At 50.7% G+C, this 12,481-nt stretch carries 14 protein-coding genes; 8 read left to right on the top strand and 6 right to left on the bottom strand.

All coding sequences use genetic code 11. From position 1 onward, the window contains the following. Positions 1-236 precede the first annotated feature (236 nt). From CHL76_RS02075 to CHL76_RS02045, 7 genes are all read left to right on the top strand, one after another. On the top strand, positions 237-1,097 hold the full coding sequence (locus CHL76_RS02075) for a GAF domain-containing protein (protein ID WP_079474640.1): 861 nt from the start codon (positions 237-239) through the stop codon (positions 1,095-1,097). 49 nt (positions 1,098-1,146) lie between these two features. Beyond that, complete coding sequence (locus CHL76_RS02070; protein WP_079474641.1) at positions 1,147-1,773, top strand: hypothetical protein; 627 nt, start codon at positions 1,147-1,149, stop codon at positions 1,771-1,773. A gap of 131 nt (positions 1,774-1,904) precedes the next feature. After that, on the top strand, positions 1,905-2,261 hold the full coding sequence (locus CHL76_RS02065; protein WP_079474642.1) for a lmo0954 family membrane protein: 357 nt from the start codon (positions 1,905-1,907) through the stop codon (positions 2,259-2,261). A 16-nt stretch (positions 2,262-2,277) separates the two neighbouring features. After that, a complete protein-coding gene (locus CHL76_RS02060) occupies positions 2,278-2,916 on the top strand; it encodes a PspA/IM30 family protein (protein ID WP_094907708.1) in 639 nt (212 codons plus the stop codon). A 66-nt stretch (positions 2,917-2,982) separates the two neighbouring features. Beyond that, the gene (gene liaF / locus CHL76_RS02055) at positions 2,983-3,705 is read left to right on the top strand and encodes a cell wall-active antibiotics response protein LiaF (RefSeq protein WP_079474644.1); all 723 of its coding nucleotides are present in this window, start codon (positions 2,983-2,985) and stop codon (positions 3,703-3,705) included. After that, positions 3,702-4,736, top strand: a complete 1,035-nt coding sequence (locus tag CHL76_RS02050) for a sensor histidine kinase (RefSeq protein ID WP_094907707.1) — start codon at positions 3,702-3,704, stop codon at positions 4,734-4,736. Before liaF ends, CHL76_RS02050 begins: the two co-directional genes overlap by 4 nt. Next, the gene (locus CHL76_RS02045; RefSeq protein ID WP_079474646.1) at positions 4,733-5,362 is read left to right on the top strand and encodes a response regulator; all 630 of its coding nucleotides are present in this window, start codon (positions 4,733-4,735) and stop codon (positions 5,360-5,362) included. The genes CHL76_RS02050 and CHL76_RS02045 overlap by 4 nt, the downstream gene beginning before the upstream one ends. A 46-nt stretch (positions 5,363-5,408) precedes the next feature. Here CHL76_RS02045 and CHL76_RS02040 read toward each other — a convergent pair whose 3' ends face one another. From CHL76_RS02040 to CHL76_RS02015, 6 genes are all read right to left on the bottom strand, one after another. Continuing rightward, complete coding sequence (locus CHL76_RS02040; RefSeq protein WP_079474647.1) at positions 5,409-6,377, bottom strand: sugar phosphate isomerase/epimerase family protein; 969 nt, start codon at positions 6,375-6,377, stop codon at positions 5,409-5,411. After that, entirely contained in the window at positions 6,377-7,420 is a 1,044-nt protein-coding gene (locus CHL76_RS02035) for a Gfo/Idh/MocA family protein (protein ID WP_079474648.1), read from the bottom strand. The genes CHL76_RS02040 and CHL76_RS02035 overlap by 1 nt, the downstream gene beginning before the upstream one ends. Positions 7,421-7,451: 31 nt before the next feature. After that, positions 7,452-8,273, bottom strand: coding sequence for a carbohydrate ABC transporter permease (locus CHL76_RS02030; RefSeq protein ID WP_079474649.1), 822 nt, complete (start codon positions 8,271-8,273; stop codon positions 7,452-7,454). A 19-nt stretch (positions 8,274-8,292) separates the two neighbouring features. Then, the gene (locus CHL76_RS02025; RefSeq protein WP_079474650.1) at positions 8,293-9,618 is read right to left on the bottom strand and encodes a carbohydrate ABC transporter permease; all 1,326 of its coding nucleotides are present in this window, start codon (positions 9,616-9,618) and stop codon (positions 8,293-8,295) included. Positions 9,619-9,642: 24 nt separating this feature from the next. After that, on the bottom strand, positions 9,643-10,902 hold the full coding sequence (locus CHL76_RS02020; protein WP_079474651.1) for an ABC transporter substrate-binding protein: 1,260 nt from the start codon (positions 10,900-10,902) through the stop codon (positions 9,643-9,645). 76 nt (positions 10,903-10,978) lie between these two features. Then, positions 10,979-11,989: a LacI family DNA-binding transcriptional regulator gene (locus CHL76_RS02015; RefSeq protein ID WP_094907706.1), complete on the bottom strand. Its 1,011-nt coding sequence runs from the start codon at positions 11,987-11,989 to the stop codon at positions 10,979-10,981. Between the two features lie 182 nt (positions 11,990-12,171). Here CHL76_RS02015 and CHL76_RS02010 point away from each other — a divergent pair, with 182 nt between their 5' ends. Beyond that, positions 12,172-12,474, top strand: a complete 303-nt coding sequence (locus tag CHL76_RS02010) for a metal-sensitive transcriptional regulator (RefSeq protein WP_371862273.1) — start codon at positions 12,172-12,174, stop codon at positions 12,472-12,474. The last annotated feature ends 7 nt before the right edge of the window (positions 12,475-12,481 follow it).

Raw genomic sequence — 12,481 nt, 5'->3', positions numbered from 1 at the left:
TTTTGATGCCTACAATCAAAAGTTTTCCACCCGCTGCCACCTGGGCTTCGCCCAGGCCCAACATCAATTGGAAGATATGTTTCAACGGCAGGGTTAACTTCAAGGCTGGAAAAGGACAGCCGTTTACACAAAATTATTGACGGTCCCTTGGTGGCATAATGTGTTTACAAAAAGATTATTCAAAAACAGAAAAGGGAACAAGTAAATATTAGCTTTGTGTAACAGGAGGGGAAAAAGTGAATTTAACATCAGGGCCGTCAAGCAGATACACTTTCTCCATTGAAGAGATGGCTGAAGAAATCATGAGCGTGATCGCTGAGTCCCTTCACGTGGACTCCGTTTATATTGCAAAAAGAGAAGCTGCTTATATGGACGTGTTGAGTGCTTACAATAACCGCGGGGAGGAGCTTGTGTCCCCGGGGATGAAAGTAGAGCATGAAGCCTCGTTTTGCCAGTATGTGTTGAGAAATGACAAACAGGAATACTTTCATTTTTCCGACGCAGTGAATGATGAAGAAACGAAAGAGCTTTTGATGCCGAAAAATTTTAATGTTCATACCTTTTTGGGCGTATACATCAAGAACCAGGAAGGCGGCCCGTTTGGCACGCTCTGCGTATTAAACCGCGAGCCCCGTGAATTTAAGAAAGAAGAAATTTCGTTGATGCAGACGTTCGGTAATTTACTTAGCTATTTGATCCGTGTAGACCAAATGAATGAAAAGATAGATGTGCTCGGGTACCCGATTGTACCGATAGGCGAAGGCATTGCGGTGCTCCCGCTTGTCGGGGCGATGGATGAAAACAGATCGAACCGTTTAATGGAGACAGTACTGCAGGAAGTGTACGGTGGAAAATACGATTATTTTATGATCGATGTCTCGGGTGTCTCAGCCTTTAACGAAACATTTACAATGTATCTTTCCCAGGTTATTCAGGCATTGAAGCTAATGGGCATTGACCCTATTTTAACCGGCGTCCGACCGGATATGGCGGTACAGGACGTCCGCAAGGATATACTTGGAGAAAATATTATAATTGAAAAAAGCCTGGAGACAGCGCTCAAATCGATTGGCTTCCGACTGGTAAGGGACGAATAACAGAAAGCGGTGGATGAATTACATATCAAGTTGGAAAAGGGAGCCTGGTATGCTTACAAAAGCGGAACAAATGGATGAAAGAATAAAAAGTGAAAAAAGAGTCACCGTATCCTCGGTGGAACACATTGTTTTTGACATTTTTGGCATTTCGCTGCGAAGTATAGCAGCCGACCCAAAAGCTCCCGGCGCGCAGAGAACGCACCCTCTTTTCAAGGAATGGGCCGGAGATGAGGGGGGAAAGGCAGGTAAAGAAGAGCTGCTAGCATACGCTTTTGCCCGCTTGCCCGCCGGGTTCTCCGGAGAGATGGTGCGAGAGGTAATTAACGACGTGTACCGGGTGAATCTCAGCGGCATTTCGGCTCTCGAGGCCTCCCTGTTTTCCCTTTTTTCTAAAGGGAAGTGGGTCAAGCAGGACGAGTATGATTTGTTTGTGCTGAACACTGGATCCACAGATACAGAAGTCACCGTTTCGGTCACGGACCACTTTATCCGGCAAACAGGCTCCAGCGTTCTTCCCGCCGGACTTTACAAAGACTTGGAAGCTCTAGGGTATTTTTATGTGCCGGAAAAAAACCAGTTGAAATACTTGAGCCCGTCCGGCTGTCCGGTCGGCGATGCATTTAAAAAACAGACCATCGAAGCTCTTGAAAAAGCAGGGCAGCAAATCCAGATGTAAACACCCATTTCTTCGGAAAGGGTGTTTTTTCATGATAAATACGCCTGGAGGCGTAGGAAAGATAGACCCCGGGCTGCTCCCGGCCGCTGGGTAACCGGCGTAAGATAGAGGTACAGGAAGGGGGAAACACCATGTGGAAAAAAATCGGACTAGCAGCAGTGATTACCGTCGCAGCCATCGTAGTTTTATCTAACCTAGGGTCGCTGCTCTTACTCGCAGCCGGAGTGGCGCTGGCCTATATCGTCTACCGCCAGTTTCAGGAAAGCACGACCACTGCGGCACGGGTTTTCTGGGTAATTACAGGTATTGCCGCGATATCGCTTGCGCTCACTAACATCTATGCAGTGGTTGCACTTCTCGGCCTCTATGCAATGTACTGGAGCGTGAAAAAATGGAATGGGGACGAGGTAGACATCGACCGCCGCGCCAGAACAAAAGATCCGTTCACAGGCTTTGAAGAAGAATGGAAAAAACTAAAGCGCAGATAAAAAGGAGGAATGCATGATGGCAGGCATTTGGCAGCAGTTCAAGCAGGATGTCGAACACGAATGGGAGCGGTGGAATATGAAAAAGGAGCCAGACAATCCGATCACTTCACTGAACCGCTATATTAGGGAAGCAGAGCGTGAAACGGAAAAGGTGCACAGGCTCACAGAGCGCCAGCGCCGGCTGGCCGAAGAATTTCAGTACGAACTGGACGAAGCAGAAAGCATGCTCGATAAACGCAAGCAGCAGGCTGCGGTAGTGAAGCATTACGAGGAAAACGAACTGTATGAGGTTGCCTTAAGAGAGATTGAACAATACGGCGACCGGGCACAAAAGCTTGCTGCGATGAAAAAGGAAGCTGAAGAACAGCTGCAGACAATAGAAGAGCGGCACGAGGAAATGGTCTACAAGCTGAAGGATATGCGTTTGAAACGTATGGAGTGGATGGGGCGGGAAAATATAGCCCGGGCAAACTACAATATTTCCAAGCTGTATCAGAAGGACGGATGCGAGCCCGAAGCCCGTTTCAGGGAAGTGGAGCATCATATAGAAAGCATGGAGCAGTATCATGAGAAGCAGTACGAGCATTCCACCTTCGATGAACGGGTAGCGCGTCTGGAAAAGCGGAAGACAGAGGCGGGACAGGAAAAAGCGTGATAAAATAGAGACGCTGACAGCGGCGTCTCTATTTTAACCTACATAAAACAACAAAGGAGGGTTCCTATGTTTTCCCACATATCAACGAAAATGATCCAATTCGTGTTTTTTACGGGAATCCTTCTGTTCATACTGGAATTTTTTTCGGACGGAGCGGGCCTGCTGCCCGTACTCTTTTTCTTCACCCTGTTTATTTTTATCGGAAAGCGGACGAAAAGGCGGACGCTCGCCACCATTTTCTGGTGGACCGGATGGATCGGCCTGGGCCTTACAGCGGTCACTCTCTGGGCCGTCCAGTTCTGGGTGATTGCCTTTTTTGTACTGCTGCTTCTGCAGATGCGCCGCTCGGGCCGGGAGCCCGTCGAAGAACAGGCAGAGGTGGAGGAGCTGAGCGGCAGAATTGAGAATTACGAACGGGACGAACTGCTTGGCAACCGCCTGTGGGGACGGGAGAAGGTCGGACGGAAGCCATTTCACTGGAAGGATATTAACGTAATCGGCGGCGTTGGCGATAAAATGGTTGATGTGACCAATACGGTGCTGCCGCAGCAAGCGGTGATTATTATCCGCCACGGTTTGGGATCAGTGACTGTCTACGTACCGTACGAAGTGCACGTGGTCATTCGTCACAGCACGCTGTACGGGCGTGTGCGCCTGTTTGGGAAAGAAGAAGCAAAGCGCTGGAACCAGACGGTTACCTTACGTGTTCCAGCGGCAGATAAAGATGTTCCCACGCTTTACATTTTCACCTCGCTGCTCAGTGGGGATCTGGAGGTGGAGCGGCGATGAACAGCTTTATGAAAGCAGCGGGATGGGGGATTGGAGCAGCCTTTCTCATCAGCAGTGCCGCTGTCGTTCCGCTGCTGTTGCTGCTTCCTTTTGATATGTGGGATGTGCTCACAGGACAGACAGCGAGCGGTCTGCCATATGTGTTTTTGCTTGTTGTCCTGATTGTTCTTCTTGGCACCGCCCTTGGTTTATTGGTGCAGCGGGCCTGGAGTGCCCGCTGGCAGCAGATGCAGGCTGTGCTGGAGCGGTTGGGCAGGGGAAGCTCTAAAACAATCTGGCCGGCGGATATGTACCGGGAAGTAGAAGAGCTGCGCACGGAGATTGAAATGGTGGAGCGCCAGCTGCAGGGGCAGGCGGAGCGGGGGCAGAAGCTAGCTAAGGAACGGGCCGAAGACCGGGAGAAAAGCCTGCAGGAAGTGATTTCGCAGGAACGAAACCGGATTGCCCGCGAACTCCACGACTCGGTCAGCCAGCAGCTGTTTGCAGCTTCTATGATGATATCTGCGGTGAATGAAAAATCCGGTGCCAGGGAAGCGTCACGGGAATGGCAGACCATTGAGCGGATGATCAATCAATCCCAGCTTGAAATGCGGGCCCTGCTGCTTCATCTTCGGCCGGCTGCGTTGAATAAACAAACCCTTCAGGAAGGGATAACCGAGCTGCTGAATGACCTGACGACGAAAGTGCCTCTGCAGATTAAACACGTGATCGAGCCTTTTCCTATTGAAAAGGGAGTAGAGGATCAGCTATTCCGGATCAGCCAGGAATCTATCTCCAACACGCTGCGCCACGCAAAGGCAACCGAGCTGAAGGTGTCACTGCTGCAGCGCGAAGAATTTATTATCCTGCGCGTCCAGGATAACGGGGTTGGATTTTATATAGAGGAAGAAAAACCGGACAGCTACGGGTTAAGCACGATGAAGGAACGGGCGGAGGAAATCGGTGGGCATTTTCATTTGGTGAGCCTGCCGGGAGAAGGCAGCCGCATCGATGTCAAAGTACCCTGGTTGTCCAAGGGGGGAGAAAATTGATTACCGTCCTGTTTGCAGATGATCATGAAATGGTACGGATTGGCGTAACGTCATATTTGTCGACACAGCCGGATATGGAGGTGGCTGCGGAAGCTTCAAGCGGCCGGGAAGCGGTTAAATTAGCTCTCGAGCTCAGGCCGGACATCATTCTGATGGATCTTGTGATGGACGATATGAATGGAATTGAAGCGACGGAAAACATTATGGAGGCGTGGCCGGAAGCTAAAATTATTATTGTCACGAGCTTTATCGATGATGAAAAGGTGTATCCGGCACTTGAGGCAGGAGCGGTAAGCTATATTTTAAAGACCTCCCGGGCCGGAGAAATCGCAGCGGCCATCCGGAAAACGCACGAGGGGCAGTCGATCCTGGAACCCGAAGTGGCCGGGAAGCTGATGGTGAATATGAAACGGCGGGACCGGAGGGAGCTGCATGAGGAACTGACCGCGCGCGAGTTTGAGGTGCTGCGGCTGCTTGCGGAAGGAAAAACCAACACCGAAATTGCGGAAGAGCTGTTTATCGCTTTGAAAACGGCGAAAGTACATGTAAGCAGCGTCCTCCATAAGCTGCAGGTCCAGGACCGGACCCAGGCAGTCGTTTATGCGTATAAGCATCATCTATTTTAAAAAGCTGCCCCCTGAATAAGGGAAGCAGCTTTTTTGATACGGAGAGCTATGCCCACCACATGTCGACCGGGCGCTCGGAAATGTTGACTGAGTTTAGGTTTTGCACGGCCCGCTCGAAGCCTTCATCAAGCGACATGATTGGGTCTTCGTGCTCGATGCTGACTACATGGTCATAGCCGAATGTCCGAAGGGCACTGATCATGTCGCTCCATTCCTTCATGCCGTGGCCGAAGCCGACCGAACGGAAGCTCCAGGCCCGGGTCTGAACGCTGCTGTATGGCTGCATGTCGGTGAGGCCGTACATGTTGACGTTATCCTGGTCAATGTACGTATCCTTGGCGTGAAAGTGGTGGATTGCTCCTTCTTTCCCAAGGATTTTAATCGCGGCCACCGGATCAATTCCCTGCCACCACATGTGGCTCGGATCAAGGTTGGCGCCTACGGCTTCATTAGTTGCCTCCCGCAGCTTTAAAACCGTGTACGGCGTATGGACCAAAAACCCGCCGTGCGGCTCGATGCCAACCTTGATGCCGTGCTCTTTAGCATAGCTGCCGACTTCCTTCCAATATGGAATGAGCTTTTGCTCCCACTGCCAGCTGTAAATATCTGAGTATGCACTCGGCCACGGGGCGACCGGCCAGTTTGGATGCCTGGCGCTTTCGTCGCTGCCGGCAACTCCCGAGAACGTATTGACAACCGGGATGTCCAGGAGACTGGCAAGCTGCACGGTTTTTTTGAACGTTTCGTCCGCATCCCTGGCTTCCGCTGGATCTGGGGAAATTGGGTTGGCATGGCAGCTGAGCGCGCTGACGGTTAACTCCCGGGCATCGAGCGCTTCCTGAAACTGCTTGCGAGCGTCTTCACTGTTTAAAAGCTTGTCCACATCTGCGTGGGCGCTGCCGGGGTTGCCGCCGGTACCAAGCTCTACCGCCTGCACTCCGGCACGCTTCACTTTGTCGAGCATGTCTGTAAAAGCCAAATCAGCATAAAGGACGGTAAAAACGCCAATTTTCATTATTCAACACCTTCTTTTCCGATAGTAATAAACTGGCCGCGTTCGCTGGAGGCAAGGGCTGCCAGAATGACAGCAAGAGCCCGCTTTCCATCATTTCCGGATACTGGAGCTTCTGTATTTAAAACAATGCTCTCGGTAAAAGCGTCAATCACCCCGGAGCTCTCCTGGCCGCCGGCATCGTTTGTTTGAATGCCGCCCAGCTCGTAGCGGACCGTGTGGCCGTTTGTATAGTGGGCAGTCAGCGAATGGACCGGGTCATCCTCAAGCCGGAGCGTGCCTTTCTCCCCGTAAATGATCGTGGAGTTATCTTCCTCGGGTACATACGCCCAGCTTGCCGTGAGAGTGCCAATTAAGCCTCCTGCTGTTTTGAGCAGGCAGATAGCGTTATCATCCACCGTAATATTTTCCTTCGCGTTGTTTTCCACGAAAGCCGCCACCTGGGTTACCGGCTCATCGAGCAAAAACTGGATCAGGTCGGATTTGTGTACGCCAAGGTCGCCCATGGCGCCGATAAAGGCTTCTTCCTTGCGGAAAAACCAGCTGTCCTTGCCGTCAATGCTCCACCCTTCCGGCCCTCCGTGGCCAAATGTCGTCCGGAAGCTGAAGATCCTGCCAAGATCGCCGTTTGCAATCAGCTCTCTTGCTTTCACATGGGAAGGAACGAAGCGCTGGTTGTGGGCAATCATTAATTTTTTGCCGCTGCGTTTTTCAGCCTCTATCATTTCTTCGGCTTCCTGTTCGCTTGTTGCCATTGGTTTTTCGCAGAGCACGTGCTTGCCGGCAGCGAGGGCGTCGATGCTGATCCGGGCGTGCATATGGTTGGACGTGCAGACGCTGACGGCATCGATTGAGTCATCCTTTAACAGTTCAAGGTAATCCGTGTAGGCCGCAGCCCCGAGAGGAGCGGCCGTTTCCTCGGCGCGTTCCTTTACGAGGTCGCAGACCGCCCGGATAATAGTATGTGGATTTGCTTCGTATTCGGGAATGTGGCGGTTTCTTGCGATGCTCCCGCATCCAATGACGCCAATGTTTACTGTTTTCATATGAGTCCCACTCCTTTTTGTATATGGTTGACTATTCTTTTACTGACCCGCTCGTTAGCCCGGAAACAATCCGGCGCTGGAAAATCAAAACGAGAATGACAATCGGGATGGTAACGATAACGGTAGCGGCGGAAATGTCTCCCCACGGTACTGTGTATTCACTCTGGTAAAAAGAGATTCCGACTGGAATCGTCCGCCAGGCATCGGCGGTGTTAATCGCCAGGGCGAAAAGGTATTCGTTCCAGGCTGCGATAAAAACGAGAATCGCTGTTGTAAAAATGCCCGGTGTAGCGAGCGGCAGGATGATCTGGCGGTATGTCTGGAACGGCGTAGCGCCGTCCAGCTTGGCCGATTCTTCGAGCTCCCACGGGATTTTTTGAAAGAAGGTAGCCAGAATCCAGATGGCTAGCGGCAGGCTGATGGTAATGTACGGGATCACGAGACCGATGTAGCTGTTGCGAAGTCCCGTGTCGGTCACAAAGTTAAAGATCGGGGACAAAATCGCAATCGGCGGAAACATTGATGAAGCCAGTACCAGGCCTAAAATTAAAGTCTTGCCGCGGATGGGGAGCCTCGTCACCGCATAGGCCGTGAAAGAAGCAATCAAGAGCGATAAAATCGTAGTCAGGCCGGAAACGACGAAGCTGTTGAGCATGTAGCGGAACAGCGGCCGTGTCGTAATCGCCGACGCATAGGAGTCGAGTGTGGCATTGGTCGTGAACCAGGCGAACGATGTCAGCTCATCCTGAGGCTTCAGGGAAGTTAAAAACACCCAGATGAACGGAAACATGACGAGAAACACGAAGATAACCAGGAAGATGTAAAATCGGATGCCGGCTTGTTTTTTAAACATGTGCAGTCACTCCTTCCACTTATTTTTTCACCTTTTCCGGAAACAGGTCCGAGCCGAGCAGCTTAACGAAAATAAAGCTGATGATGGCTACGCAGACAAACACAATGACGGAAAGCGCAGAGCCGGCACCGAAGTTTTGCTGTTCAAACAGGATTTTATAGGCAAAAACAGAAATCGATTCCGTAGCGTTTGCAGGCCCGCCGCCGGTCAGTACGTAAATCAGGTCAAACACGCGGAAGGCATCAAGGGTACGGAACAGCAGTGCAACGAGAATCGCTGATTTTAACAGCGGCAGAGTCACAAAGAAAAATTTCTGTATACTTCCTGCTCCGTCAACTTCAGCCGCTTCATACTGGGTATTTGGTATAGTCTGCAGCCCGGCCAGCAGAAGCAGGGCCATGTAAGGCGTCGTTTTCCAGACGTCTGCGAAAATAATGGAAAACATGGATCCTGACGCCGTCGTTAGAAGCGTACCCGGATCGGAAATCAATCCGATGGCAGCCATGTAGTGGGCGACAATCCCGGATTGGCCGTCGAACAAATAGCTCCACATCATGGCAGCCACTGCTGTTGGAATAGCCCACGGCACAAGGACCGATGCCCGCACAATTCCGCGTCCTTTAAAGGCCCGGTTAATTAACAGGGCAACGCCCAGGCCGATGATCAGTTCGGCACCAACGGAAACAATCGTAAAGAATGTCGTATTCGCTAAAGCGGTCCAGGTCCTGCCATTAAACAGGTAATCGGTATAATTCTGCAGGCCAACAAAATTCGAAGACAGCACCGATCCCTGCAGATTGTCGAGCTGGGCGGCCAGGTAGCCGATTTCTACTGCGATGTCACCTTCCGCCTGCTGCTGTACGGAATTCACGGCTTCAATCTGCTCTCCCATCGCGGCCTCAAACTCACTGCCCCACGACCCGTCGATTGATTGAATGCGCAGGTTATCGTCCTGAATCGGCTCGTAGTTATTGAGCATACTGTTGACTTCCTGATAGCTTGAAGCCATTCCCTCATCAGCTACGAGCTCCTCGTGATGCTCCTGGACGACAGCCCAGGTTTCGTTAAACGTTTCCTCTCCTTCTGGATAGGCTTCGCTTAATTCGTTTATGTTTTGTTCGATAAGGTACCGGTTATCGGCATACTCTTCGAGGTTCAAGCTTTCGGTCATAATACGTTCTGATTTACTGGGATCATTCAGCCGGTAATCAAACAGGCTGTTCCAGCCTGAAAGCAGCACCGGCCATATCACGACCAGAAGAATCAGAATGAGCGCCGGGGCGACCATTGCGTAGCCTAATTGTTTTTCATTTAATTGAAATTTACCTCCAGGTTTTTTAGCCATGCGGGTTCCTCCTTTGAATCCGTATTATTCTTCATTCAAAACGGCGCTCAATTTGCGGTCCATATTAGCGGCTGCTTCTTCAGCCGTAATTTCTCCCGCTGCTGCCCGTGAAAGTTCAATCTGCATAATATCTGATACTTCCGGATAATTTGCTGTTACTGGACGCGGCACAGCATTTTGCAGCGTTTCGACGAACGCTTCGTCCGCAAACAAAGCATTTGCCTCCTGGATTTCTTCATCCTCGTACAAAGATTCAATGGTAGGAGCCCGGCTGCCTTCGAGAGCGCCAATCTTCTGTCCCTGCTTACTGGACATAAACTTCACAAATTCCCATGAAGCTTCGACTTCTTCAGAGTTTTTGTTGATCATGGTAGTCCATCCGCCCAGCGCGGAGGCACTTCCCTCGCTTCCTTCCGGAAGGGTAGTAAAGCTGACGTTGTCAGGAATACTGGAGATTTCCGGGTCGGTTGATGTGGATAGCATATAAGGCCAGTTTCTGGCGAAAACGGTGTTGCCGGTATTGAAAGCATTCTCTGTCTCAATTTCCTGGAAATTTAAAATATTATTAGGCACAAAATCAGACTGGGTGATATCAATCATTTGTTGAATTCCTGCCACAGCTTCAGGGGAATCGACGACCACCTCTTGATTTTCGTTAATGATCTGGCCGCCGTAGGCTCCTATAAACTCAATGGCATTCGTAACGAGGCCTTCATACTGGGAGGCCTGCATGGTGTAGCCGAAGGAAGTGCCTTCTTCGCCCTGAAGACTGGAAGCCTGGGTTTCGAGCTCCTCCCATGTTTCCGGAGGCTCATCTACAATATCCTCCCGGTAAAATAGCAGGCCGGCATCTGTATAAACTGGCATGGCATACTGTCTGCCATTATAAGAAGTAGCTTCAATAGGCGCGGGGAAATGGGCATCTATATCGACATTGTCTCTTTCGATCAGGCGATCGAGCGGGAGGGCATAGCCGGCCTGCGCAAATTCTGCCGGCCAGACGACGTCGGCTGCAAACACGTCAATTTCATCACTGCCGCTGCTCAAAATCGTGACGTACTGATTATGCTGCTCACTGCTGCTTGGTGGCATCTCTCGAACCTCCACATTGATATTTGGATGTTCTTCTTCAAATGCCTTAATCGTTGCGTTCGTCGCGTTGGTCGTATCTACACCGCGGGCGTACGTAATCGTTACTTCGTCCTCAGCGGTGGGGGAGATATCCGCATTGGAACATCCGGCGAGCAGTATAAACGCGCCTGTAACGGCTGCAGCTTTTTTCATACAAATTCCTCCTTATATGAAATCGATTTCAAAAAGTCCGAAACGTTTCGGATAGCAAAGAGAAGAGAGAAGCTTACTAGCTTCCTGGAGGCCCGGTGGATTCCCGCACAGTCAGCGACGCAGGAATTACCAGGCTGGCAGGCGTTTCTTTTCCTTCAATCTTCTCAATAAGTAATTCACAGGCTTTGCGGCCCAGCGTGTACCTGTCCTGATGGACAGTCGTAAGCGGAGGGGAAAAGTACTCCGCCAGCACGAGGTCGTCGAAGCCGATAATCGACAGATCCCGGGGAAGGGTGTAGCCGAGCTGATGAGCTGCCCGCATGACACCATGAGCCATCAAATCACTTACGCAAAAGACGGCCGTAATATGCGGCTGAGCCTGTAGCAGCTCAAGAGCTTCCTGCTCTGCAAGCTTTTCCTCGAAGGCTGCTTCCCGGACGTACTCCTCCCGGAAAGGCAGGCCGAACTCATGGAGCGTTTCTTCATAACCTTTTCGTCGTTCCTTGGAGACGTAGGCGTAGTGGTGGCCGTTGATAAAAGCGATATGTTCATGCCCAAGTTCAATCAAATGCACAATCGCCTGGCGGGCACCGTCTGCGTTATCGGTGGTGACGAAGCTTGCAGACCCGCTTCCCACCGGATTATCAATAAACACGCCCGGAAGCCCGGTAGCTGCAAGCTCTTCAGTGGCGGAGTGGTCGTGGGGAAGGTTCTGGGTGATTACTCCTTCGAGCTGCCGTTCCCGGCACATTTGATAGTACGTGCGACCGCCGGCAGGTCGGGATTGAAACAGAATAAGGTCATAACCGCGCTCACTGGCATATTCATTTACTCCGGCCAGAATATCAAGGGTGAACGTATCCTTTGGATTGGACGGAAAAGATTGGGAGGTTAATAGCCCAATCGTCTTCGAACGATTCATAACGAGGCCGCGGGCGATGTGATTTGGCGTATAGTCGAGCTGTTCAGCGATCTCCTGGATACGTTGGCGGGTCTGTTCATTGACGTCGCTGTATCCATTCAGAGCTCTTGAAACAGTAGTGACAGAAACGCCGGCTGCTTTAGCGATATCTTTTATGGTATTCATGATCAGCCTCCGAAACGTTTTGGAAGAATGATTTCATTATAGAAAACGCTTTCAATTAACGCAACCCTTAATTTGTGTTTTTTCAAAATTAGAACAAAAAAACAGGGCTTTTCTATGAATCATTAAAATTGATTAACGCCGCTCAACCTAGTAAACTAGCGGTAAATAAGCGATAAGAAGGAGTGGACAGTATGGAGCATGCTTCAGGCAACAAAAGGACCGTCCAACCTAACAAACAACAAATGCTGAATAGATTAAAGCGCATTGAAGGACAGGTGCGCGGCGTTCACGATATGGTGGAAAATGACCGTTACTGTGTGGATATTTTAAACCAGATTGCAGCCATTCAGTCTGCGACTAATAAAGTGTCGCTGGCGTTAATGGAAGACCACACCTCGCATTGCGTAGCAAATGCAATTAAAGACGGGGAAGGCGAAGAATCCATTGAAGAGCTGATGGCCGTTATGAGACGGATGATGAAGTGATTTTTGA

The organism is Marinococcus halophilus (genome assembly GCF_002265875.1).
GTDB classification, from domain to species: domain Bacteria; phylum Bacillota; class Bacilli; order Bacillales; family Marinococcaceae; genus Marinococcus; species Marinococcus halophilus.
This window is presented reverse-complemented; position numbering and strand designations above follow the sequence as displayed.